A 24,307-nucleotide genomic window follows, 5' to 3' on the forward strand; every position below is an offset into this window, starting at 1 on the left:
CGCCGAGAGGCACATCCAGAGGCAAAAGAAGTACAGATGGATATCCAACTTAGTGGCATCGGCATGACCTCTGCACGGACCCGGGATCGTCTGGTGCAGCGGCTGCGTGATGCCGGTATCAGTGACGAACGTGTGCTTGATGCCATCCGCAATACGCCGCGTCACCTGTTTATTGAAGAAGCTCTGGCACACCAGGCCTACGACGATACGGCATTGCCCATCGGCCACGGACAGACCATTTCCCAGCCCTGGGTGGTGGCACGTATGACCGAATTGTTGATCGCCAACGGCAGACCAACCAAGGTGCTCGAGATCGGCACAGGCTGTGGTTATCAAACGGCAGTGCTGGCCCAATTCTGTGACGCCCTCTATTCCGTGGAACGCATCCGGCCATTACAGGATCAGGCGCGCAAGCGTTTGATGAAGCTGGGCCTGGCTCGGGTACAGCTCAAACACGCGGATGGTGGCTTTGGCTGGAAGAGTGAAGCCCCCTTTGATGCGATCCTGGCTGCCTGCGCCCGTGCGGACATTCCTGATGATCTGTTGTCACAACTGGCAGACGGTGGCCGTTTGGTGATGCCAGTGGGCGGTGATCGTCAGCAGATCCTTACTGTGGTCGATCGTGATGGCGACCAGTTCCATGTGCAATCACTGGATGCTGTCCGCTTCGTGCCATTCCAGCGTGGGGTGATGCGGTAGGGCAGCTACTAGCTACTAGCTGCGAGTAAAACAAGCACTTTTCTTTAGTTAGGGGTCGCGCTTCGTTTGGGGCGAGCCCCACCCTGAAAGCTAGAAGCTAGAAGCTCTTTTCAAGGACTAACATGATTCGACCCGGTATTTTCTTTCGCGGCATGGCCATGGGCGCAGCTGATGTGGTGCCTGGGGTCTCTGGTGGCACCCTGGCGTTGATCACCGGCATTTATGAAGAGTTGATCGATACTCTGGGCGGGCTGACGCCGCGTTTGCTGAAGGTATGGCACCAGCAAGGCGTTGTGGCGTTCTGGCAACAGGCCAATCTGACGTTTCTGGTGACGCTGCTGGCGGGAATATTCACCAGTATTGCCGTGCTGGCCCGTCTGATAACCTGGTTGTTGGACACGCACCCGGTGCCGGTATGGGCGTTCTTCAGTGGCCTGATTCTGGCCAGCATCTTCCTAGTATTGAAACCCCTGCGAAAGCGGGGCCCGGTGCAGATCGCCGCCTTTGTGGCGGGCACTGGCATTGCCGTGGCCATCGGGCTGGCGCCGGCGCTGTCAGCGGTGGGCAGTGGTGCAACGGTGTTCTTCTTCAGCGGCATGCTCGCCATCTGCGCCATGATCCTGCCCGGCATTTCCGGCAGTTTTATCCTTCTTTTACTGGGAATGTACCAACCGGTGCTGGAGGCAGTGAAGCAAGGTGAGATACCGTTGTTACTGGCCTTTATGGCCGGCTGTGCCATCGGGCTGTTGAGTTTTGTACATGTGCTCAAATGGACCCTGCACCGATATCACGACACCGTGATGGCCTTGCTGGCCGGGTTCATGGCCGGGTCGTTGCTGAAGCTGTGGCCCTGGCGGGTATCGGGTGAACAAGGTCTGGAAGATCGTTGGTTGTCACCGGCGCAATATGCCAGTGAAACCGGTGACGGTTCGCAATTGGCATTGGCCCTGCTGGCCGCGCTGGTCGCGGCAATGCTGGTGTGGCTACTGTATCGGCTGGCGCCAGTGCATAATGTTGCGCAGGATTCGTAAGTATTGAATTTCCGGTACCGTAATCCGGTGCCATTTCGAGGGAGTGGTTAATGGCGTGCCAACACCCGACAGGTAGCGACTCATTCTGATGCGTGTCCTGGCGACGGCATTGATCTTCGTGATGGTAAGCGGCTGCAGTGCGGGAAACTTTGCACCGGTCGTTGATATCTATGGTCAAGAGCCGCGAACCAGCAAGGTCACCGCTGGCACCCATGAAGTGCGCGGGGGAGAAACCTTATATTCCATCGCCTGGCGTTATGGTTGGGACTATCGTGAGCTGGCCAGGGCCAACAGGATTCCGGCGCCCTATACCATCTATCCGGGGCAGCGTATTTCCCTGGCGCTGAAAGCGCCCTCCAGCGGTACTTCATCGGCCTCCTCAAGTACCAGTAAACCGGCACCGAAAGCCCAGGACAAACCCACCAGCAAACCGGCACCCGCCAAGCAGCAAAAAACACCTGCGCCCAAACCCTCTGCGACTGCTTCTGCAGGCTCCACGGTGGGCCCGGTGAGCTGGCGCTGGCCGGCAGGCGGGCAGGTGGTAGAAACCTTTTCCAGTGACAACCATGGCCGCAAGGGCATTGCCATTTCCGGTAAAACCAACAGCCCGGTAGTGGCAGCGGCGGATGGGCGAGTGGTGTATCGTGGCAGTGGCCTGACCGGTTACGGCAATCTGTTGATTCTCAAACACAGTGATCGCTGGCTGAGTGCCTATGCCCACAATGACAGGATGCTGGTCAAGGAAGGAGATGCGGTAAAGGCAGGACAGCAGATCGCCGCCATGGGAGCCACTGGTACTTTCCGTACCCAGTTGCACTTTGAAATTCGCAAGGATGGCAAACCGGTAGATCCGCTCACCTACTTGCCCAAGAAATAACGCCTCTGCTTACCAATGGAACCCATCCATGACCAGTGAAACCCGCCGGGAACACCGCCTTTTGATGATTGCCGCATTGGCATCAATCTTTACGGCGTTGCTGCTGATCGCGGCCAAGACGGTGGCCTGGCTAATGACCGGCTCGGTGAGCCTGCTGGCATCGCTGGTGGACTCGGTGATGGATTCGCTGGCCTCGCTGATCAATTTCTTTGCCATTCGTTATTCTCTGGTGCCTGCCGATGAAGAGCACCGCTTTGGCCATGGCAAGGCTGAAGCGCTGGCGGGGTTGGGGCAGGCAATTTTCATTGCCGGCTCGTCAATATTCCTGATTCAGCAGTCCGTTTTCAAACTGATGGATCCGCAACCGATTGAGCAGAATGCCGTGGGGGTAGCAGTGATGGTGTTTTCCATCGCGCTGACCTTCGGACTGCTGCTGATCCAGAAATTCGTGGTCAGAGAGACCGGCTCAACCGCCATTGAGGCTGATTCACTTCACTATCTGTCAGATCTGTCAGTAAACGCCGGGATCATTCTGGTGTTGGTGGTCAGCCAGTATGGTTTTCTGTGGCTGGATGGCGCCATGGGGTTGGTGATTGCCTTGTTTATTCTTTACAGCGCCTGGTCGATTGCCGGCGAGTCCATTCAGTTGCTGCTGGATCGGGAGATTCCCGGTGATGTGCGTGATGTAATCGGGGCCATTGTGGCGGAACACGCCCCGGCACTGGGGTTTCATGACCTGCGTACCCGCCAGTCTGGCCGCACCCAGTTTATTCAGTTACATGTGGATATGGATCAGAACCTGTCGCTGCGTGAGGCCCATGACCTGGCTGAGCGTATCGAGCAGGGGATCCGGCAGGCCTATCCGGCGGCGGATGTGATTATCCACCAGGATCCGGTGGCGGTAGGCCCCAGCGTGCCGGTGGCGCGCCCCCATCACAGCGATTCCTGATACGCCTTTCTGGCCGCTTGTTCTGTGCGGTCAAGCCTCCCTGTCAGAGTAAACACATTGTATTCATGTGGTCTTTTGAGTAGCTTCAAGGCTGTGTTTCTGCGTTGAGGACAGACCATGAAAAGCCAGCTTCAGGCGCGGCGGGTTTCCGCCATCTGGCAACAGGGCATGGCCCGCCGGCGGTTTCTGAAATGGGGCCTGCTGGGCTCCGCAGGTGTGGCGGCTGTGGCCGCCGGGGGCTTCGCCTTCTTGCGCCGCTCCCCTCTGGACAAGCAAGCGGCTCCGGCCTGGGCACAAGGCCTGTCCGAGGCGGAATACCATCTCTTCAACCGGGCACGCCAGGTACTGTTGCCCGTTGATGGCACCACTTTGCTGCCCAGCGAGCAGGTGCCAGTTGTGCAGAATGTGCAAACCCTGTTGGGGCATTTGCACCCACTGACGCGAAAGGAGGTGGCGGCCGGCCTGGGTCTGTTTGATAACGCTGCGGTGTTCACGCTAGGCAGCCGTTTTGTCGATTTGAATGATGACGATGCCCGGGCCTATTTCGATAGTTGGGGCCAGGGCAATGTGATCCAGCGGACCCTGGCCACGGTTATCAAGCAGCTCGTCTATAGTGCCTACTGGCAGGATTCCGCCACCTGGCCACCCACGGAGTTCGATGGACCGGTGAGTGACAAGTGGGGGCTGGAATACCTGGGTAATGCACCGCTGCCTGACAGTGTTGCTGATGGGGAGGCGCGGGCATGAGCGAAGTGAAATGGCAGGCTTCCGGCTTGCGAGTCCACCAGGCCAGTGATGTTACCCGTGACCATTTGCAGCTGGAAGCCGATGTGGTGATCGTCGGGTCTGGCGCTGGTGGGGCAGTCAGCGCCTATGAGTTGGCCAAACGGGGAATGAAAGTGCTGGTGCTGGAGGCAGGTCCTTATGTGCCCTCCAAGGACTTCACCGAGAATTTCACCGACAGCCTGGACACCCTCTATCAGGATCATGGCAGTCAGAGTAACAGCGACGGCGATTTGCTGGTGCTTCAAGGGGCCTGTGTGGGAGGCTCCACGGTAGTCAACGGCTGTGTCTGTTTCCGAACCCCGGACTTTATTCTGCAGGACTGGCAGCGGGATTTCGGGCTGAATGAACTCACCGTTGACGAACTGGCGCCGTATTTCGACGAAGTGGAAAAGAACCTGGCCGTTCATGATAACGGTGAGCATGAAATTCCTCGGCATGGTCGTCTGATCCGCGCTGGTGCCAATCGACTGGGCTGGTCGGTGAAACCGCTCAAGCGCAATATCCGCCAGTGCGGCCTTACCGGACATTGCCTGTCCGGCTGCAAGACCGAGCGTAAGCAATCCATGCTGGTGACCTATCTGCCATGGGCGGCGGCTCATGGGGCGCAGATATACGCGGATACCCGGGTGGAAAAAATCCTCACCCGCGAGGGTAAGGCCAGTGGCGTGGAGGCGATCATTACCCGCCATGACGGCACGGTGGCGGCAACGCTGTCCGTGTCTGCGCCCCGTGTCATCCTGGCCGCTGGGGCAGTGCAGACCCCCTTGCTGCTGCTCAAGAGCGGGCTGGCAAATCGGTCCGGACAGGTGGGCAGAAACTTTGCCTGCCACCCCTCCCTGTATGTGCCTGCCCGTTACCCGGAGCCGGTGTACCCCTGGCGTGGGGCCATGCTGGGGGTCTATGTGGATGAATTTATGCATCCGGACAAGGGTGGCTTTGTGCTGGAAGATGGCGGGGCAGGGCTGGTAGAGCTGACCATGGCCGCAGAACCTGGCACCGGCAAGCCGTTTATGGATTATATGGCCAATGCCAAATATCTGGCCGGGTTGGTGACGCTGATCCACGATCACAATGTGGGCAGCATCGAATGGGATGGCGAGCGTAAAAAAATCAACTACCAGCTGAGTGATATCGATTTCCCCTCCATGCAGCGGGCGCTGAAGGCCGCCGCCAGGTTGCATCTCGCTGCTGGAGCCAGCGAAGTCTATGTGCCTGCCAGCGATCAGCGTGTCATCCGCAGCGAGGCCGATATCGACAGCCAGGTGGACAGCCTGGAAAACCAGCCCCAGCATCTGCGCATGGTCAGCTACCATCCACAGGGTACGTGCCGTATGGGGGCGGACCCGGACCACAGTGTGGTCGCCGCCAATGGCCAAAGCCATGATGTACCCGGCCTCTATGTGGCCGATGCCAGCCTGTTACCCACCTCTATCATCGTTAACCCTCAGATCACCGTGTATGCCCTGGCGACACGCATTGCCCGCCATATGGGCTGATTCAGTGCCTTCAACAGCCTGCCCGGGGGTGGCTGACAGGATGTCGGTTGCTCCCGGTCACTGGGGCTTTGGCGTTTGTAACGGTTTGTTATAGACTGGGACCTGCATCCGTGGCCTCATCGCGGCGCCTGACGTAAGCCTTTGCCGCCACAGACAATTTTCTTCAGTCGGTCGTATTGCCTGATACGCCGCTTCTTCAGAAAATTGCCTGTGACAACAAATTCTTGCGCCATGCATCCACACTGAAGCCACGGATACAGGTCACTAGAAATTACCGCTCCACCAATAACAACAAGGACCCAAAGGAACAGGGTCTGCCCAGGAGAGGGTTAGATGAATAACAACAAGCGTGCGCCGCTGCCCGGCTTTCTGGCCGGTCTGGAGCCGTTGAGTCGTCGCAGTTTTTTGCGCAGCTCCGTGCTTGCCAGCGCCGCAGTTACCTCCGGTTGTGCCAGTATGTTCGGGCGACGAAATGCCCCGCAAGCGCTGCAATATCATAGCCTCAATCAGGACGAAGCCCGGGTTATCACCCGCCTGACCGAGGTCATGCTACCCACCGCCAGTTATGGGCTGCCATCCAGTACCGAGGTCGTGCCGACGGTCAAGAATGTGGACGCCATGACCCAGCGTATGCCCCAGCAGACCCGCGAGTTGCTCGGCCTGGGCATCTGGGTGTTCAACAACCGCCCCATGGTCAGCTTCAAGTTCAGCCAGTTCACCTCCCTCTCCGATGACAAGGCGCTCGATTACGTTAACGCCATGCAGGAAGGGTCGTTCTTCGAGCGTGGCCTGATGACTACGCTGAAAGCGCTGGTGGCATTGAACTACTGGCGTGATGAGCGCACCTGGCCGGGGCTGGAATACCATGGCCCGGTGACCGAAGTGTGGGGCGTGCGGCGTCTGGGTAATGCACCGTTGCCGCGAGCCTGACAGGGGGAATTATGGCTTTTGTACGTGTCGCCCGTGACGGTGTCCCCGTCACCGAGGCAAAGGATGTGGCCCTGGATGCAAACCTGGGCAAACGCTTCACCCTGAAAACCGATGTGGTGGTGGTGGGCTCTGGTGCTGCCGGTTCCATTGTGGCCTATGAAATGGCCAAAGCCGGTCGCGATGTACTGGTGCTGGAATCCGGCCGCTATTACCCCAGCTCCCAGTTTACCGAACACCTGGGCGATACCATGACCAAGATCTATCAGGATCAGGTCGGCCAGGTAAATACCACGGCGGACATCATTTTCGTCCAGGGCGCCTGTGTTGGGGGTTCCACGGTGATCGGTGCCTGCGTGATGGAAGAGCCCGGCGATGCAGTGCTGGATGGCTGGGCGAGCCGGTATGGCCTGGAGAATCTGTCGGCGGAAAAATTCCGGCCTTACCTGGATGGTGTGGCCGACCAGTTGCAGATCCATATCAACGAGGCTCATGAAATCAATGCCTGTGCCCACAAGGTGATCCAGGGCTGCGAGAAAATGGAGTTTTCCTGGAAACCGGCCCAGCGCAACGTGAAGCAGTGCGCGCTGACCGGGCACTGCCTGGCCGGTTGTCCTTCTGACCGGAAAATGAGCTCTCTGGTGACGCATTTGCCCTGGGCTGCCGCCCATGGCGCACGAATTTTCTCGGATACCGAAGTGGTACGCGTGCTTACCCGTGATGGTCGTGCCCGTGGCGTCGAAGCGCGAATTACCGACCCGGACAGCGGTGCCCACGTGGCCGACATGCAGGTGGATGCGGACATGGTGGTACTGGCCGCTGGCGCTATCCATACACCGCTGATCATGCAGCGCAGTCAGGTGGAAGATCGCAGTGGCCAACTGGGTCGCAACCTGTCCATTCAGCCCTTCACCCAGGTACTGGGAAAGTTCAAGGAGCCTCTTTATGGCTTCCGCGGTGCGTTGGTCGGGGTGCAGGTGGATGAATTCACCCGCACCGATGGCTATACCATCTTCTCGGGGTTGGCAGAGCCGGAATCCCTGCTGGCTCAGGGTGACATGAAGGCGGGCAAGGCCCATATCGACTTCATGAAGAACTACAAGTACTACGCCGGTGTGAATGCGTTCAGCACGGACCAGGGCAGGGGATACGTGGAATGGTCCGGGGACGCCTATAGCGGCGACAAGACCATTCACTGGAACCCGAACCGGGAAGAATTCAACAATATGAAGGCGTCTGCTGCTCTGGCGGCGCGTATCTTCTTCTCCGGCGGCGCGGAAAAGGTCTACATGCCTACCTTCCAGAACCTGGAAGTGGATTCGGTCTTTGCGCTGGATGAAACCCTGGACAAGGTGGATTTCGGCCTGAAAGGCATGTACACCTTCCGGGCCAACAGCTTCAGCCCCCATGGTACCTGCCGGATGGGGTCTGACCCCTACGAGGCGGTGGTGGCGCCCACGGGGCAGGTGTATGGCACAGCAGGCCTGTTCGTGGCTGATGCCAGCCTGATCCCCGAACCCATGACGGCGCCGGTACAGTGGACCGTGCAGGCGCTGGCTCAGTATGTGAGCGACAAGATCAACGAGAACGCGCACAGCTACTTTATCAGTTAACCAGGAAACAGCCCCGAGACGGAACGCTAGGCGTTCCGTCTCGGGGCTACCGTTCTTCCTGAGTGTATGGCTAGCTTCCAGCCTGACCCCGTTTTTTCTCTTCTCAGTAAACTCTGTGCCCTCTGTGGGAAAAAATGATTTCCTGCTGGTAGCCACGACGCAAATCGCGGCCCCCACGGCGTCATTCGCCATCCCCGCCTGTGCTAGCATTGATGCCCTAATCGGCACGTCATTTCAGGAGAGTCATCATGCCGGGTTACGAATTCGCAACCACCCATCGTGTGCTGGTAGAGGCGGGCGCCGCCGGCCGTCTGCCCGGGCTGTGTCAGGAGCGTGGAGCCAGCTGGGTACTGCTGGTCACGGATCCGGGTATCCGCAGCACGCCACTGCTTGGCCCGGTGGAAGACAGTTTTCGCCAAGCCGGTATGTCGCTGACCATCTTCGATCAGGTCAGCGCTGATCCAGCCGATACGGTTGTGCTGGATGCAGCGCGGCAGGCCAGAGAGGCGAAAGCTGACCTTGTGATTGGGTTCGGTGGCGGTTCATCCATGGATGTGGCCAAGCTGGTGGCGTTGCTGGCGCATCCGGATGCCAGTCAGCAACTGTCCGATATCTACGGGGTAGGCCTGGCCACAGGGCCGCGCCTGCCGTTGATACAGGTGCCCACCACGGCAGGAACCGGTTCGGAAGTTACCCCGGTCGCTATTGTGACTACCGGTGCTACCACCAAGGCGGGTGTGGTAGCACCCTCCCTGCTACCGGATCTTGCCGTGCTGGATGCGGAGCTGACCCTCGGCCTGCCGGCCCCTGTGACGGCTGCCACCGGTGTGGATGCCATGGTCCATGCCATCGAGGCGTACACCAGTGCTCACAAGAAAAATCCTTATTCGGATATGCTCGCCCGCGAGGCCTTGCGCCTGTTAGGCGATAACCTGGTGACAGCAGTGAACGATGGCAGCAACCTGGCGGCCCGTGAAGCCTGTTTGCTGGGAGCGATGATGGCCGGGCAGGCGTTCGCCAATGCTCCGGTGGCCGCCGTGCATGCGCTGGCCTATCCGCTGGGTGGGCATTTTCATATTCCCCATGGTTTGAGCAACTCCCTGGTACTGCCCGAAGTGCTGAAATTCAATGCCGAGGCGGCTGCGCCTCTGTACGCAGAGCTGGCGCCGATTCTCAGTGATCGGAGTTTTACTGATGCCAGAGGTGGTGCCGAGGCACTGATTGAGGCGCTGGAGGCTCTGATCCATGCGGTTGGATTGCCCGTGCGTCTGCGCGATGCCGGGGTTAGCGAAGATAGCCTGGAAACTCTTGCAGCGGACGCAATGCTTCAGCAGCGTTTGCTGATCAACAATCCACGGGAAGTCTCCGAGGCGGATGCTCTGGCGATCTACAAGGCGGTGTACTGATGGCAGAGAAGGGCAACCGGCCTGGTCGTGATGCGTATGGGTATCTCTGCCCGGTGGACAGCCGCTGGAGCGACAACGATATCTACGGCCATATCAATAACGTGGTTTATTACAGCTATTTTGATTCCACCATCAACCGCTATCTGATTGAGCGCGGCGGCCTGGATATTCATGATGGCGAGCATATCGCCTATGTGGTCAGTTCCGGTTGTGATTATCTGGAAGCCGCTGCTTACCCGGACTCGTTGTCAGTGGGCATGAAGGTGGACAAGTTGGGTAACAGTTCAGTGCGTTATGGCCTGGCACTGTTCGGTGCTGAAGGGCCGGCCAAGGCGACCGGTTTTGTTGTGCACGTTTTTGTGAATCGGGAAAGCGGTCGACCGGTATCGATCCCGGAACCGTTGCGCGCAGCGCTGGATAAACTGATCTGACAGACAGATTCGTTTTACCTTTAAGGTCTCTCTAATGGGCAGGGGATAAAGTAGGGTGCACTGAGCCTGAGGCGAACTGCACCATTAAACGCCGGATCGGTGCAGTTCGCCTTAGGCTCAGTGCACCCTACGGATACAAAAAAGCCCGGCCTTTTGAGCCGGGCTTTTTTATGGCCGATCGTTATGATCAGTTGGGGAAGAAGTTCAACTTGTAGTCTCCCTTCCAGGTTTCCACATTCATGGCACCAAAGTTCATGCCCTTGGCAATCAGCATGATGCGCCGTTCCAGTTGGCTGTCGCCCAGCTGGCTGGATTTCACTTTCACATCCTGCACATCGCCATTGGGAGCAATCACCAGGTAAAGCACCACAGTGCCTTGCAGGGCCGGGTTGCTGCGCAGCGCCCGCTGGTACTGGCTATTGAACTTGCCAGCGTAGCGATCGAATACGCGCCGCAGCTGCTCCTGGGTACGACGGCTCTTGCCATCGCTGCCCTTGCGACTGGTGCTGGCAGCCTGGCCGGATTCGGCAATCTTGCTGTCCACCTTGCCGGCGCCAACAGTGCCAGCGGACAGGGTGCCACCGCCGCCACCGCCGCTGGAGGCCCTGGCAGTTGCCACACCGCCGGAGCCGGTTCCGGCACGCTTGCCGATCAGATCTCGCTCGGCCTTGGCTGCGCTATCGCCGCCGGTACGAAGGTTGTCGCCGGAATTCACCAATGGGCCGATATCATCCAGACCCGCCAGGGAATCGCCAAGATCTTCTTCCAGTCGAGCCTGGGCTTTTTCCCGGGCCTGTTCCCGCTGTGGTTCGACGGGGTCGGGCTTCGGTTGCGGTTTGGGCTCCGGTTTGGGTTCTTCCGGTTCCGGCTCTTCTTCCTCGGGTTCAGGCTCAGGCTCCGGTTCGGGCTCCGGCGGCGGCGGTTCTTTTTGCTTCTCAAGGACCAGCTGCGCCAGACGTTCCGGGATTTCCTGTTGTTCACGCGGGTCCGGTTTCTCGATGGTGACCGATTCCACCACAATCATCAGCAGCAATGACAGAATCAGCAGAATGATAATGATGCCGTAAAGGCGCCGGTCTTCCCCCTCTTGTTTGTCCCAGGGCAGGGAACCATCGATGAGTATGCGCAGTTTGTTGTTATTGTTCTGCGTCATTCAGACTCCTCCTCTGCCACTTTCAGGACAGCAAAGGCGACCTTGGTGTAGGGCGTCTCCATGCAACTGCGCATCAGTTTCTTGATGACGGCATAGGGCACATCCCGGTCGGCCTGAATCATCACTTCCCGTTCGTCTTCCGGGTTTATCGCAATAGCGCGGGAAGCCCGGAATTTCAGCTCTTCCACCAGGGCATCGACGGTACGTTCTTCTTGCACTTTAACCGCTTGGGTATCGGCAATTTTACGGCCATCGATAATCACATTAGTGGCACTGACCTGGATGATCAGAACATCGTTGGGCAGTTCCTGTGCGGTAGATTCCGGTAGCTGAATATCCTGATCTTCCGGTAATTTGGCAGCGTTGTTGTTATTCACCAGCAGGAAGATCAGCAGGATGGTGAAGATATCCATCAGTGAAGTCAGGTTCAGGGTGGCAACCATCTTGTGGCGGCCATGGTGACGGGCCATACGGCGGGCGCGGGCGGATTTCTTCACGCGTCACCTCCGTTACTGCCAGTCTGATCCTGTGGCGCTGAACCGATGCTGATACTCGGGAACAGCTCTTTCTTGATGGTCTGGCCATTGACCTGCGTGTTGTACAGGCGCACGGCATCCATGGTGTGGATCATCACCTCATAGGGGGTGTCATCCTCACAGAGCAGGGTTATGGCGGTTTCCTCGGGAAACTTTTCTTTCAGTGTCACCAGATAATCATGCAGGGCGGCACTGTCGTGATCCTCGCCCTGATTATCGACAATTTTCAGGACGGCACTGGTGTTACGGTCCACCACTTCATAGCGGTTACCGTAAATCAGCACTTCCAGCACCAGCTTGTCTTTTTCGTCGTCTTCCGAAGGTGGACTGCTTTCATTCACCGCCGGCAGGTTCAACTGCAGGATGGAGACCTGCGCGAAGACCGCGTTGATGAGCAGAAAGGGAATCAGCACTACCATCAGATTCAGAAAGGCAGTGATGTTCAGTTCCACATCGGTGTCGCGCGAACGTCGTCTGCGAAATCGCATACCAGATCCTTACACCAGATTGGCGAAAACAAGAAAGTACGGCTTACTGGCCGTCGTTCTTGCGCTCTTGCTGGGCAGAAACCTGGCGGAAGACGTTAACGAATTTCACCGAGGCCATTTCCATGCTATCCACCAGTTTGCCGGCCATGGCGTTGATAAAGGCGAAGGCCAGCAGCATGGGGATGGCGGCAATCAGGCCGAAGGCGGTGGTGTTCATGGCAACGGAAATGGAGGCGGAAAGCAGGTCGGCTTTCTGGGCCGGGTCAGCACTGGCCACCGCGGTAAAGGCGCTGATCAGACCGAGAATGGTACCCAGCAGGCCGAGCAGGGTGGCGATGTTGGCAAAGGTGCCGATGTAGGGGGTGCGGGCTTCCAGGCGTGGGATGATTTCCATCAGGCCTTCTTCCATGGCCAGCTCGATATCGTCATGACGCTTGGCAGTCTTGGCGCGCTCCAGGCCGTAGCCGATGACTTTGGCCATGCCTGTATTGCTGTTGCTGACCACATCCAGCGCCTGGCGAAATTGGCCCTTGGCGATCAAAGGATAGACGTCTTTCCAGGTTTTCTGGTTCTTTGCCTTGGTGGCCTGGAGGTAAATGATTCGTTCCAGGGACAGGGCAAGGCCCAGGGCCAGGACGACAAGAATGGGGTACATGAAGAAACCGCCATCCTGAATAAAGGTAATGGCGGTCTCGACAACCCCAGAGTTCTGGGCGGCGGTGGTGGTTGGCATGGACTTCTCCTGCGGTATTCCTGTTAGTGTTATTGTTTCGCGTGCAGCAATGCCGTGGTGGTGGCTGCTACACCTTCCCCAAAGCGCCAATTTTTATCAGAAAAAAGGCGTGGGCGCATCTAGTGATATCGGTTGATGTGCTATTTCAGGAACAGATCATCATTATCCGGCTCCTGATTAAGGAGCTGGTGATACTCGATTTCCCGCATCAACACCTCCTGGTCCAGGGGCTCAAGTACCCGGTTTAGCAGGGAAGAGGTGGGATCTTTTTTCTCCAGCTTTACCTCCCGGTCCTTCCAGGGCACCACGTTGAGCACCGTGGGGGCTTCCTGGGTGCCGATCACATTGGTTGACGCTTCCTGGCCATCGCCTTCAGCGTGGCTGACTGTGGCGCACATGAGGGCGGTGATCACGAGTAAAGGGCGCATCAGTTCAACTCTCCATTCTTGTTACCGGCATCCTGGTCCGCCACTGGCTGGCTGGGAGCGTCCGGCGCTCTGCGCTGCAGGTCTACAATCCAGTTGGACACGTTCTCATCCGGCAATTTCTGCAGGTTCTGGTAGGCCTGAAAATGTTCCAGTGCCAGTTGCAGATCCTGCAGGTAAAGCTCGGCGAGAACCGCCAGGTTGAAATGAGCGCGAGCATATTTCGGGTCCAGAACCAGAGCCCGCTCATAATGGATACGGGCGTCATCGAACTGGCCCTGCTCACGTAATGCCAAGCCCAGCCCATTGTGGGCATAGGGATTGGCATCATTGATGGCAAGGGATTGTTCGAAAGCCTGTTGTGCCTTGGCGTAGTCTTCCTGTTCCATGTAGATCAGACCCACATTGAGCTGAGGGCCGGACAGTTGCGGGAAACGCTCACCCAGGGAGCGGAACATCACCAGGGCTTGCTTGTCTTTGCCAGCTATTCGAGCCTGCAATGCACGGGCATATTCCGCCATGGCCTGCTCGGCGATCTTTTCTACCTTGGGATCATGGGGTACTGGCGGAATATGAATGGCGTCACTGTCGGCGGCAGCGCCACCGTCTTTCTGTTGCTCATATTTGCTGGTGCCGCCCTCGCCGGAGCCCTCCAGCCCGATGCCGCCTTTGCTGGCGCAGCCTGACAGTGCCAGGACGGCGAGCAGTGCGGTGGCCGCGCCCAGGCGGCCACGATCAGTAAATGATGTCCACATAGCTTTCTACCTGTTCAAACTTCGCATAGCGGCCTGGGATCAGTTCTGCCAGAGCGCCAAAGCTTTTCTTTACCCACTGGTCATAAATATCGTCGGTGACCAGATTGGTATTGGCGATAAGGATGTCGATAGCCTGGTCCTCGTAGGGGAAGGCCTTGTCTTCCAGCAGCATGGTGTACTCTTCGAGCTCCAGTTCATCCAGCCCGTTCGGGCGTTCAGATGCGATCAGGTCGCGGGCCAGTACCCGATACATTTCGCCGATTTTGTAGTTGGCGGCGGTGGCATATTCCGCGACGCCAATGTCAGCGACTGCCTGGTAATCCGCCAGAGCTTTTTTCATGACGGCGGTCTTGGCGGCCAGGGAGGGTTTCAGCGGCTGCGTAAGGGTAATGCGTTTGAATTCCGCGAAGTTGGGTTCTGCCAGGGTAAAGCTGGCGTAGGCAGCCAGCCAGGCAACCCGGTCATTGGCTTCACTGCCGGCTTGGCGGTAGCTGGTCACCAGTTGTTGCAGCCAATGGTTTTCCCGCTCGCTGTTGCCGGTTTTCCGATTCAGCTCTACCAGCCGGAACTGCGCTTCAGAGCGGAAATCGTAGGGTTGTGGCCATTCCTGTAGATACTGCTGGTAGAGGGCAATGGAGGCCTGGGGCTGTTCGGCCCGGTCCTGCATTTCCGCCGCTTTCCATAACGCCTGGCGGGAGAGCTCCGGATCGTCGCCTTTGTAATTGGCGGCAATCAACTGTAGCTCGCCGGCTGCGGCGGTGTAGTTGCCCTGTTTCTCGTAGGCAATGGCCAGCTTGTCGGGGATGGTGTCGGTGAGCGGGTCGTCGGGGTAGCGCTGACGGAAGGCCTCCAGAACCGGGATGGCATCGGCGCCGCGGCCCTGGTTGATGAACAGGGTGGCGGCATCGAATTCGGCATTCTTGCGAACCGCCGCTTCCGGCACGGCCTGGCCAACACGCAGGAAGGTGGCAGCGGCGATATCCAGGTTACCCTGTTCCTGCTGCTGCTCGGCCTGGCGGTAAATGCTGACCGCCAGTTTCTCCCGGTATTGTGCGCGTTGTTTGGCGGACATCTGCATATCGAGCAGTTTGCCGTAAGCCATTTCGGCCACTTTGAAACGGCCCAGATCGAATTCACCGTTGGCAATGGTGGCCCAGCCATAGCGCATCAGCTCGGCGGAAGGGGGCGGTTGTCGATTGACCAGAATGCCTGCGGTTTTCACAGCGCCTTCCACGTCACCCAGCGCCAGTTGGTCCTCGGCGGTGTCATGCAACACATTGGGGACTTCCGGGTGTTCCGGGAAGCGTTGTCCGTATTGCTGGGCGCTGGCGATTTTCTTGGTCCGCCAACTGCTTTCCTGTTCCTCGTCCGGGTTGCTGTCGAGAATCTGCTGGTAGGCTACCAGGGCGTTGAAGGCGGCATCACCGCCTTTTTCATAGCCTTGGTACTGATAGGCCGTACGTTCAAACTCGCTGATAGCGGCAGGGAAATCCTCGGCGGCGTAGAGCACTTCCGCATAGCGGTGATTAACCTTGCCCTGGTCTTCGCTCGGAGGAGGGGTGTCCAGGTATTCCTGGTACCAGCGCGCCGGGTTGCGGTAATCCCCCGGGTTGCCGGATTTCTGGGCCAGCACATGGTGGTATTCGGCCAGGTCGAGAATATGGCCCTTGAGCAGCGATACATACTCTTCACGAATATCGGGATGGCGGACCCAGTAATCGCTGTTGATCCCATAATGCTGAATGAATTTTTCCTTGGCCGGCAACACCAGGGTAGGGAAGCCACCTTTCTGGTAGGCGTCGATCTGCAGACTGGAGAATTCCGGTGCCAGGGTGGAATCCGGGTACACCTGGACAAACATGTCGAAGGCTTCTGCTGCATCGCGGAAGCGCTCCTGGCTCAGGTAGACCTGGCCCAGGGAGCGATAGATATCCGGTTCGTAATCCCGCTTGCCGTTGCGAGCAAACCATTTTTTCACCGACTGTGGACCATCCAGGTTACTGAATGCCAGGCTCACCACGCGCTGGGTGTCGGCGAACAATTTATTTTCCATGCTGGTGTCGTCATTGAGCTCACTGGCGCCATTCAGGGTGTCCAGCAGGGTAAAGAAGCTGGCCTGGGCCAGCTCGTAGTCGCCCAGTTTGTAATGGCTCCAGCCATGCTTGTAGAGCGCCTGGCTGTAGAATTCATTATTCGCGCCGCGGTTGATGACGTCCGCGTAGGCTTTTTCTGCGTAATCGTAATCACCGTCCGAGAACAGCATTTCGCCCCGACGGAACTGGGATTCCAGTGCCCATTCGCTGTTTGGATACTGCGCTACCAGGGCGTCCAGGCTGGCGCGAGCCTGTTCCAGGTTGCCATCCATGGCGTAGGCCTTGGATAACAGGTAATAGGCTTCGGCGCGCTGCTCCGGGTCGTTGGTGCTGTTAAGCAATTCCTGATACAGGGCGATGGCGGTGTTGTAATCCACGTCCTTATCGGCCAGCGATGGCGCCATGGTGCCGGCCAGATCCAGCAGCGCCAGTTTGCGTTCGGTATCCGGTGTGGTGTTCACCTGCTCCATGGCGTTGTCGTAGACGAGTTTGTCCACTTTTTGTTCGAGACGCTCGTTGTCGGCGTCTTCAATACCCATTTCCTGTTCGGTGGCGGAGGACAGGGCCAGATCCGCCATGCGCCGGAGGGTCTTGGCTCGACGCTCCGGGTCGTCGAACAGCTCAGCGGCCTGCCGGTAGCTGTTCAATGCATCCTGGGTGCTGGCACTTTCCAGTTGCTGTTCTTCGATGATGATGTCGGTGCTTTCCAGATCCGCCAGGGTTGTCCCCCCGAAACGGGCCTGTTGCTCCAGTGTGCCGTTCTGCGGTGCAGACGCGCAGCCGCCAAGAGCAATGATTGCGGCTGCCAGCCCATGCAGGCGAAATCGGTTCACGATCCTGTCCTCTGTTTGCTGCCGTCGGATGCCGAAGAGTCCTGCAGGCGGGCAACGGCCAGATGGGCCTCGGCCAACTGGTCTGCCAGTTTCTGCTGGTTGGCCAATAGCAGCGCAAGGGCATCGGCCTGCATGCTCTTTTCCAGAGCCTCTAGGGTGTCTTCGGTAAGACGCTTTATTGTTTCAATTCGCTGGGTCTGCTCGGCCAGTCTTTGGCCAAGGTCGTCCCGGGTGCGCAGAGTGGCATCACGGATCTGCTGTTGTACGGCAGCAATTCGTTCGCCCAGAACACTGCTTTCTTCTCGTAATTGGGTAGCAGCTTGCTCCTGTTTTTGCCGTTGTTCTATCGACTGGTGAGCAATATCCCACAACAACAGGCCGCGTACTTTGCGTAAACGAAGGGCATTGGCATGGCTTGAGCCGGGCAAAGTGCCGAACTGGCGTGCCATGGCATCCACTTTCTTCCACATGATGGCCTGTTCGGCGTTGGCCACGTCTTGCGGTTTACTCATGTCGACAAAGTTGGGGATCGCTGCGGAGACCTTGTCACTGGCCAGGGCCAGCTGTTCCTGTCGGCTCATGTGGCGGGTCATTTCGCCGCGCACATGGGGCAGGTTGCGGCTCAGGCTTTGCTGCTGGATTTGATAGGTTTCCTGAAGCGCAGGCAGTGACTGCTGCCATTTCTCTACCATGCTCTTGATCTGGTGAATCTGTCGGTAGTGCTCGAAGCGTTGGGCAAAGGCGTTGCTGGAGAACAGCTTGTAGAGATAAGAGAGTTCATTGCCCTGGGCCAGATCACCACTATTGGCTGGCAGCAGGCCGGCCTGATTACCGTCTTCCGGTAGCAAGGCTTCCGACCAACCGGGTTTGGCGATGTTGTCGATGGCTTTCTGGATATCTTTCAATGCCTGACGGTATTCCGAGGCGGCATACTGGTAGCCGGCCAGGGCCTGGGGCAGACCTCCGAGCTCTTCGTAGGCACGGGGGGCCAGCATGAGCGCTTCCTGCACGGAGGGGTGGCTGCTGTTGCGGCGTACCGCTTCCAGCCACAGGGGCAGGGCGCGTTTTATCTCGCCGGCCCGGTAATTGGCCAGTCCCAGGGCGAGTAAGGCATCTTCGGAGAAGGGACCGTCACTGCGGACTTGGCGCAGGTCTGCACGGGCGCTTTGCAATTTACCTTCTCTCAATTCGGTCAGGCCGGATGCCAGAGCGGCCCGATCGCGCAGGGCGAGAGCCTGGTCAGAACTGCCACCGGCTTCCAGCAGGGATTTGAGCAGGGCTACCCCCTGTTCACGGTGACCGCCGCGAATCAATGCCACGCCCATGTTGTAAGTGGCGTAGCGGCCTTCGTCCGTGCTCAGGGGAACGGAGTGCAGATAATCCAGGGCGCCGGCAAAATCTTCCTCGGCCATGAAGATATTGGCCAGCATGAGACGTCGGCGGGCGTCGTCTGCCGGATCCAGGCCTTCCACGTTTTCGCCGTCCAGAATCATGGCGGCTTCCGCCAGATTGCCTTCACGATAGTGCAGAGCGGCCTTGTGCAGCCAGGTCTGGGCCCGGGTGCGGCTGAGAATGTCCTTTTCCAACAGGCGGTTGAAGATGACCTCTGCCTTGCCTGGCAGGCCATAGGTTACATAGAGATCGCCCAGCAACAGCTCCGCGTAGTCGGTGTCCTCATTGAATAGGGCCTGCTGCTGATTGACCAGCAGCGTGTTGATGGCATTGAAGTTGGCATGACGATAGTAGTCGAACATGACCTCGCCAAAAGCCAGGTAGCGGTGCTCCTCTTGGCCAAGAGGTATCGGACCTTCGTTGATATCATCGAAGAACTCGACTTTTGCCGCCTGGACGGGGGACAACAGGGTGGCGAGGCACGCCGCGACCAGCCACCGTTTTCGCCGCACCTGTGTCATTGCTGATTCCACTCACGGAATTCAAACTTGTGTTGCTGCTTGTTCAGGTCGTCCACCACCTGCATTTCCACCATTTTCTTGCCGGCACCCTTGGTGAAGGTATAGCTGGTGGTTTTCTGGTAATCCTTGCCGAGTGGATCATAGCCGGTGATGGTGGCTTCCATGACATGGCGGCCACTGGCCAGGTTACCGGTGTAAAGACGTTGGATGCCGCCCTTGGTGAGGGCCTCGAATTCCTGGTCACTGTAAAAATGGTAACCCACGTGTTGGCCATCAATGGTCAGATTCACGTCGACCAGGCGGATCGGCGTACCCACATCCACGGAGACAAAGATGCTGGTTTGTGGGCTGGCATAGAGGAGCTCCTGCTCGAGCAGGGTGAGGTCCCGGTTCAGGTCCAGGGCTTCGCTTTTCAGCTGGCGGATCTGCTCGGACAGACCATCGTCATCGGCGGCGCTGGCGACCGTACACAGGCCGATAAGGAAGGCGCCGCACAGGGGCAAGAGTGCTTTCATGGGGTGGCGATCGCTTTGTGTTGTTGTTATTGGCCGGTAACCGGCTGGCGTAGTGACTAGTTGTAATCAGAAGAATGCCTTAAATCAAGGGGAACAGTCAGTCATTATTGGCCGTGAGAGCCGATTTTGGTGGCTTCTATAGTCAAGGAATTGCGTTTAATTGCTATGAAATTGCCATTATTGCTGATGAATGCCCTGAATCAGGCTGGTTTGCAGGGGGATTGGACTCTGACGCCAGTGGCGGGTGGCGACACCGCCCGTAGTGGCGTGCTCGAGGATGGCGTGAGTCGTTATTTTGTTAAACAACATCGCAACCCTCTGTTGCTGGAAGCGGAAGCGCGTGGCCTTGAGGCGCTGGCAGCAAGCCTGAGAGTCCCCAGGGTGGTGCACTGTTACTCATCCAGTGAAGGCGGTGTGCTGATTCTGGAGCACCTTCCTATTGCTTCCCTGACGGGAAGCAACCAGTGGATGGCCGCCGGAGCAGCGCTGGCTTGCCTGCACCGGGTTGAAGGGCCTGCCCGGTACGGCAGTCACCCGGATAACTTTATCGGCGCCAGCCCGCAGAGCAACGCGGACCACGGTGACTGGATCACCTTTTTTACCAACGAAAGGCTGGCGCCCCAGCTGCAACGGGCCACTCAGCGGGGGCTGCCGCCAGTGGCTGCGGAGCGCACTGCCCGGGTCATCGAACAACTGGACCGCTGGCTTCCTTCCCGGCCGCCCTGTGCCCGGGTGCACGGTGATCTGTGGCAGGGCAACCTGGGGCAGGTGAACGGGGAGCCGGTGTTCTACGATCCGGCCTGTTATCATGGCGATCCGCAGGTGGATCTGGCCATGTTGAACCTGTTTGGCGGTGTGCCTGCGGCGTTCTATCAAGGCTATCAGGCGGAGTATCCCTCTACGTTGCGATACCAGGCCTGGCCCGTGTATGACCTGTATCACTGGTTGAATCACTACACTCTTTTTGGTGGCCAGTATGCCCGGGCAGTGGATGACACTGCCCGCCGCTTGCTGGCCTCCCGTTGACAGGAAAAGCGATGCAGATTATTGCCGATGCCAACATGCCGGGACTGGAAGCCTTTGACGCCTTGGGCACGGTGACCCGGGTGGATGGTCGAAGCCTGACTCGACAGCAGTTGGGTGATGCCGAGGTGTTGCTGGTGCGGTCGGTGACCCGGGTGGATGACGGGTTGCTGGCTGGATCCCGGGTACGGTTTGTGGGCTCGGCGACCATCGGCACGGATCACGTGGATCTCGGCTATCTGCAGGAGCAGGGCATTCGCTTCGCTCACGCCCCGGGTTGCAATGCCCGAGCCGTGGCGGAATATGTGCTGCAGGCAGTGCTGCGGCTCTGTCAGGCAGGTAACCGTTCCCCGCTGGGGGCAACGGCGGCGGTAGTAGGGCTGGGCAATGTGGGGCACCGGGTAGCCGACTGGCTGTCCGATCTGGGCATGATCGTGCGTGCCTGTGATCCGCTTCTGGCAGAACAGGGCTATGAGGGCCCCTACGAACTGGAGCCCCTGGATGCCATGCTTGATGCGGACCTGATCACCTTGCATGTACCCCTGACAGACAATGGCAATCACGCCACCCGCCATCTGCTGGATGCGGGCCGGCTGGCACAGCTGTCTTCGTCGCAGATGCTGATCAATACCTGCCGGGGGCCGGTGATCGATAATCGGGCTTTATTGGCGGGGCTTGATACGGGTCGAGGGCCGGCTACCATTTTAGATGTCTGGGAAACCGAGCCACGGGTGCCCCCTGCGTTGTTCAAGCAGGTCCTGCTCGGCTCACCGCATATTGCCGGCTACAGCGCAGAGGGCAAGCTCAAGGGGACCCAGATGCTCTATCGCGCGTTCTGTGACTGGCTCGACGTGACGGCGCAACCGGCGCCGATCTCGGCAGGTAATGAGATCATTACGCAGCCGGTGGCGAGCGAAGAGGATTTGCTCAGGGTGTTGCAGATAGCGTATCGGTTATCGGAGGATCACAGGCGGCTCGGTGACAGCCTTGCCTCGGCGGATCCCGGCAAGGCATTTGACCGGCTGCGCAAGGAGTACCCGTTGCGTCATGAGCTCCATGATTGGCGTTACCAGGGGGATATTACTGCGCCCTGGCAGCCGATCATGCGCCGGCTTTTTGCGCCGGCGTAAACGGTTGGGCAGAAGCCTGACTGTTTTTTTCAAGGCGCTGGAATGCTTGCTGGATCATGGCTTCTGTAATGGGAATTTCCCGGCCCTGCTCATCAATGATGGCGGCCCCGTGGAAATTCTTGCCGGGTTGCTGGCTGTCGAGATTCATGGCTGCATCCCCTTGAGTCTGCATGATTGGGTCGTTTATTTAGGCGCTGACCACCGTGGACAGCAATGCCATTTTTGTATCTGGATATGACCGCTTTATGAAAGTCGACGAAAGTCTCTGCCTCGGTGTTCTGGTAAACCCCTACGCGGGGCTTGGTGGCAGCGTGGCCCTGAAGGGTAGCGATGGCGAGGCAACCCGTGACGAAGCGCTGCGACGCGGTGCCGAGCCCCAGGCCCCGGCCCGCATGACCCGCGCGCTCAAGGCGCTTGCCGAGGCGCAAAATCTGACCGTGCTGACCTGGGCCGGCGAGATGGGTGAAACTAGCTGCCGTGAAGCCGGACTGTCCTGCCAGGTCATCGGCCAATCCGTCATGCCCAGTGGTCCGCAGGATACCCGCAGGGCGGCAGAGGCTCTGAAAGACGCGGGAGCGGAAATGATCCTTTTCGCCGGCGGTGACGGCACAGCTCGGGATCTGGTGGATACCCTGGGGCAGGGGACACCGGTACTGGGCGTTCCGGCCGGCTGCAAGATGCATTCCGCAGTCTATGCCATCAACCCGGAAGCCGCCGGTAGCCTGCTGGCAGAACTGGCTACCGGCGAGCTGGTTGGGCTGGAGCTGGCAGAAGTCCGGGATATCGATGAGGACGCTTTCCGCGAGGGGGTTGTCCGTGCTCGGCATTATGGTGAGCTACAGGTCCCTGCTGAAGCCCGTTACCTGCAGCAGGTAAAATGTGGCGGCCGCGAAGTGGAAGATCTGGTGGTCACCGAAGTGGCCGCCTGGATAGCGGATAGCCTGGAAGACGATACTTTTTACCTGATGGGCTCCGGTTCTACGGTGGCAGTGGTGATGGAACAGCTGGGTCTGGAGAACACGCTGCTGGGTGTGGACCTGGTCTACAACCAGGAAGTGGTTGGCCGGGATCTGGGAGCACGGGCGCTGCTGGAGCAGATCGGTGATGCGCCTGCCAAAGCGGTGATCACCGTGATTGGCGGGCAAGGGCACCTGTTCGGTCGTGGCAACCAGCAATTCAGCCCGGCCCTGATTCGCCGCCTGGGCAAGGACAATATCCAGATACTGGCTACCCGCACCAAACTGAAGACGCTGGAAGGACGGCCACTGCTGGTGGATACCGGCGATGCGGAACTCGACCGGGAGCTTTGCGGACTGTGGCCGGTGACTACCGGGTATGAGGATCAGGTGTTGTATCGGGTAAGCACGGAGGCAGTTAACAGTGAATAGTTAACAGTTAACAGCGCCGCGATAGGGGTTGTCATGCTTTGAAACGCAAGAGGCCGCGCCCAAACCATGGGCGCGGCCTCTTGTCTTTCAGTGATGACGCGCTGGCACGCGTCGCTATTAACTATTCACTGTTAACTGTTCACTATCTTCACCCGTGCCGCTTCTCCTGCAATGCCGCAATGCGATCATCCAGCGGCGGGTGCGAGGCGAACAGGGCCTTGAAGCCTTTGGCCAACCCGGAGTTGATACCGAAGGCCACCAGGGTATCCGGCATCTGGTTGGGCATCTGGGATTCGGCTTTCAGGCGTTGCAGGGCAGAGATCATGTCGCGGCGCTCTGCCAGCTGGGCGCCGGCCACATCGGCCCGGTATTCCCGGAAGCGGGAGAACCACATGACGATGGCGCTGGCGGCGATGCCGAAGATGATTTCCGCCACGATTACCACGATGTAGTAACCGAATCCCAGACCGCCCCCGCCGTCACGGCGCATGAAGCTGTCCACCACATAGCCCACTACGCGGGCGGCAAAGATCACGAAGGTATTTACCACCCCCTGGACCAGGCTCAGGGTGACCATGTCGCCGTTGGCCACGTGACCGATTTCGTGGGCGAGCACCGCGCGCACTTCTTCCGGGCGGAAGCGGGTCAGCAGGCCCTGGGACACCGCTACCAGGGCGGCATTCTTGTTCCAGCCGGTGGCAAAGGCGTTGGATTGCTGGGCCGGGAAAATGCCCACTTCCGGCATTTTGATACCCGCCTTGTCAGACAGCTCTTTGACGGTCTGCAACAGCCATCGTTCCGCGTCGTTGCCGGGGTGCTCGATGATCTTTACCCGCGCAGACCATTTGGCCATGGGCTTGGAAATCAACAGGGAAATCAACGAGCCGGCAAAGCCGAATACCGCACTGAAGATCAGCAGGCTGGTCAGGTCCAGCCCAGAGCCGCTGGCGGCAAAATAGGAATTCACCCCGAGCAGACTCAGGGTAATGCTGGCGACCACAATCACCGCCATGTTGGTCAGCAGATAAAGCGCAATGCGCATCATCGTCGGTTATCTCCACGTCTTATCGGAAACTTGATTATGGGGGCGAAGGGTGTGAAGGCAAG

The 24,307-nt window shown here is 58.6% G+C and carries 24 protein-coding genes; 13 read left to right on the forward strand and 11 right to left on the reverse strand.

Features of this window, described 5'->3' with window-relative positions; translation table 11 throughout:
• Positions 1-36 precede the first annotated feature (36 nt).
• From Q0Y02_RS01395 to Q0Y02_RS01440, 10 genes are all read left to right on the forward strand, one after another.
• The gene (locus Q0Y02_RS01395; protein ID WP_297763315.1) at positions 37-699 is read left to right on the forward strand and encodes a protein-L-isoaspartate(D-aspartate) O-methyltransferase; all 663 of its coding nucleotides are present in this window, start codon (positions 37-39) and stop codon (positions 697-699) included.
• A gap of 122 nt (positions 700-821) precedes the next feature.
• A complete protein-coding gene (locus Q0Y02_RS01400) occupies positions 822-1,730 on the forward strand; it encodes a DUF368 domain-containing protein (RefSeq protein ID WP_297763318.1) in 909 nt (302 codons plus the stop codon).
• Positions 1,731-1,818: 88 nt separating this feature from the next.
• Complete coding sequence (locus tag Q0Y02_RS01405) at positions 1,819-2,607, forward strand: peptidoglycan DD-metalloendopeptidase family protein (protein ID WP_297763321.1); 789 nt, start codon at positions 1,819-1,821, stop codon at positions 2,605-2,607.
• Positions 2,608-2,635: 28 nt separating this feature from the next.
• Positions 2,636-3,556, forward strand: coding sequence for a cation diffusion facilitator family transporter (locus Q0Y02_RS01410; protein ID WP_297763324.1), 921 nt, complete (start codon positions 2,636-2,638; stop codon positions 3,554-3,556).
• Between the two features lie 117 nt (positions 3,557-3,673).
• The gene (locus Q0Y02_RS01415; RefSeq protein ID WP_297763332.1) at positions 3,674-4,303 is read left to right on the forward strand and encodes a hypothetical protein; all 630 of its coding nucleotides are present in this window, start codon (positions 3,674-3,676) and stop codon (positions 4,301-4,303) included.
• The gene (locus Q0Y02_RS01420) at positions 4,300-5,838 is read left to right on the forward strand and encodes a GMC family oxidoreductase (protein WP_297763335.1); all 1,539 of its coding nucleotides are present in this window, start codon (positions 4,300-4,302) and stop codon (positions 5,836-5,838) included. The genes Q0Y02_RS01415 and Q0Y02_RS01420 overlap by 4 nt, the downstream gene beginning before the upstream one ends.
• A 333-nt stretch (positions 5,839-6,171) precedes the next feature.
• Positions 6,172-6,768 carry a transcriptional initiation protein Tat gene (locus Q0Y02_RS01425; RefSeq protein WP_297763338.1) on the forward strand — a complete coding sequence of 199 codons (597 nt, stop codon included), beginning with the start codon at positions 6,172-6,174 and terminating at the stop codon, positions 6,766-6,768.
• Between the two features lie 11 nt (positions 6,769-6,779).
• The gene (locus Q0Y02_RS01430) at positions 6,780-8,378 is read left to right on the forward strand and encodes a GMC family oxidoreductase (RefSeq protein ID WP_297763342.1); all 1,599 of its coding nucleotides are present in this window, start codon (positions 6,780-6,782) and stop codon (positions 8,376-8,378) included.
• A 248-nt stretch (positions 8,379-8,626) separates the two neighbouring features.
• The gene (locus tag Q0Y02_RS01435) at positions 8,627-9,784 is read left to right on the forward strand and encodes an iron-containing alcohol dehydrogenase (RefSeq protein ID WP_297763345.1); all 1,158 of its coding nucleotides are present in this window, start codon (positions 8,627-8,629) and stop codon (positions 9,782-9,784) included.
• A complete protein-coding gene (locus Q0Y02_RS01440) occupies positions 9,784-10,215 on the forward strand; it encodes a thioesterase family protein (protein ID WP_297763348.1) in 432 nt (143 codons plus the stop codon). Before Q0Y02_RS01435 ends, Q0Y02_RS01440 begins: the two co-directional genes overlap by 1 nt.
• 187 nt (positions 10,216-10,402) lie before the next feature.
• Here the strand turns inward: Q0Y02_RS01440 and Q0Y02_RS01445 are convergent, their stop codons facing one another.
• The 9 genes from Q0Y02_RS01445 to Q0Y02_RS01485 all read right to left on the reverse strand — a co-directional run bounded on the left by Q0Y02_RS01445 (position 10,403) and on the right by Q0Y02_RS01485 (position 19,659).
• Positions 10,403-11,368 carry an AgmX/PglI C-terminal domain-containing protein gene (locus Q0Y02_RS01445; RefSeq protein ID WP_297763350.1) on the reverse strand — a complete coding sequence of 322 codons (966 nt, stop codon included), beginning with the start codon at positions 11,366-11,368 and terminating at the stop codon, positions 10,403-10,405.
• Positions 11,365-11,865 (reverse strand): biopolymer transporter ExbD, encoded by a 501-nt coding sequence (locus Q0Y02_RS01450; RefSeq protein WP_297763352.1) that lies wholly within the window; start codon positions 11,863-11,865, stop codon positions 11,365-11,367. Before Q0Y02_RS01450 ends, Q0Y02_RS01445 begins: the two co-directional genes overlap by 4 nt.
• A complete protein-coding gene (locus tag Q0Y02_RS01455; RefSeq protein WP_297763355.1) occupies positions 11,862-12,392 on the reverse strand; it encodes a biopolymer transporter ExbD in 531 nt (176 codons plus the stop codon). Before Q0Y02_RS01455 ends, Q0Y02_RS01450 begins: the two co-directional genes overlap by 4 nt.
• Positions 12,393-12,435: 43 nt before the next feature.
• A complete protein-coding gene (locus Q0Y02_RS01460) occupies positions 12,436-13,125 on the reverse strand; it encodes a MotA/TolQ/ExbB proton channel family protein (protein ID WP_297763358.1) in 690 nt (229 codons plus the stop codon).
• 140 nt (positions 13,126-13,265) lie between these two features.
• Positions 13,266-13,553: a hypothetical protein gene (locus Q0Y02_RS01465; RefSeq protein WP_297763360.1), complete on the reverse strand. Its 288-nt coding sequence runs from the start codon at positions 13,551-13,553 to the stop codon at positions 13,266-13,268.
• Positions 13,553-14,305, reverse strand: a complete 753-nt coding sequence (locus Q0Y02_RS01470) for a tetratricopeptide repeat protein (RefSeq protein ID WP_297763363.1) — start codon at positions 14,303-14,305, stop codon at positions 13,553-13,555. The genes Q0Y02_RS01465 and Q0Y02_RS01470 overlap by 1 nt, the downstream gene beginning before the upstream one ends.
• Entirely contained in the window at positions 14,286-17,231 is a 2,946-nt protein-coding gene (locus tag Q0Y02_RS01475; protein ID WP_297763365.1) for a tetratricopeptide repeat protein, read from the reverse strand. The genes Q0Y02_RS01470 and Q0Y02_RS01475 overlap by 20 nt, the downstream gene beginning before the upstream one ends.
• Complete coding sequence (locus Q0Y02_RS01480) at positions 17,228-19,144, reverse strand: hypothetical protein (protein ID WP_297763367.1); 1,917 nt, start codon at positions 19,142-19,144, stop codon at positions 17,228-17,230. The genes Q0Y02_RS01475 and Q0Y02_RS01480 overlap by 4 nt, the downstream gene beginning before the upstream one ends.
• Positions 19,141-19,659: a hypothetical protein gene (locus tag Q0Y02_RS01485; protein ID WP_297763369.1), complete on the reverse strand. Its 519-nt coding sequence runs from the start codon at positions 19,657-19,659 to the stop codon at positions 19,141-19,143. Before Q0Y02_RS01485 ends, Q0Y02_RS01480 begins: the two co-directional genes overlap by 4 nt.
• A gap of 165 nt (positions 19,660-19,824) precedes the next feature.
• On the opposite strand from Q0Y02_RS01485, the gene Q0Y02_RS01490 reads away from it, so the two are divergent.
• Together Q0Y02_RS01490 and Q0Y02_RS01495 are read left to right on the forward strand one after the other, a co-directional pair.
• Positions 19,825-20,685, forward strand: coding sequence for a fructosamine kinase family protein (locus Q0Y02_RS01490; protein WP_297763372.1), 861 nt, complete (start codon positions 19,825-19,827; stop codon positions 20,683-20,685).
• Between the two features lie 11 nt (positions 20,686-20,696).
• A complete protein-coding gene (locus Q0Y02_RS01495) occupies positions 20,697-21,812 on the forward strand; it encodes a 4-phosphoerythronate dehydrogenase (protein WP_297763374.1) in 1,116 nt (371 codons plus the stop codon).
• On the opposite strand, the gene Q0Y02_RS01500 is transcribed toward Q0Y02_RS01495, so the two are convergent.
• The gene (locus tag Q0Y02_RS01500) at positions 21,784-21,984 is read right to left on the reverse strand and encodes a PA1571 family protein (RefSeq protein ID WP_297763376.1); all 201 of its coding nucleotides are present in this window, start codon (positions 21,982-21,984) and stop codon (positions 21,784-21,786) included. The two genes, Q0Y02_RS01495 and Q0Y02_RS01500, sit on opposite strands and share 29 nt — an antisense overlap.
• A gap of 73 nt (positions 21,985-22,057) precedes the next feature.
• Between Q0Y02_RS01500 and Q0Y02_RS01505 the strand changes: the two genes are divergently transcribed.
• On the forward strand, positions 22,058-23,200 hold the full coding sequence (locus tag Q0Y02_RS01505) for an ATP-NAD kinase family protein (protein ID WP_297763378.1): 1,143 nt from the start codon (positions 22,058-22,060) through the stop codon (positions 23,198-23,200).
• Positions 23,201-23,348: 148 nt separating this feature from the next.
• Here the strand turns inward: Q0Y02_RS01505 and htpX are convergent, their stop codons facing one another.
• Positions 23,349-24,245, reverse strand: a complete 897-nt coding sequence (htpX, locus tag Q0Y02_RS01510) for a protease HtpX (RefSeq protein ID WP_297763381.1) — start codon at positions 24,243-24,245, stop codon at positions 23,349-23,351.
• Positions 24,246-24,307 lie beyond the last annotated feature (62 nt).

Origin of the sequence: uncultured Alcanivorax sp. (assembly GCF_947258575.1) — a bacterium.
In the GTDB taxonomy this organism is placed as follows: Bacteria; Pseudomonadota; Gammaproteobacteria; order Pseudomonadales; family Alcanivoracaceae; genus Alcanivorax.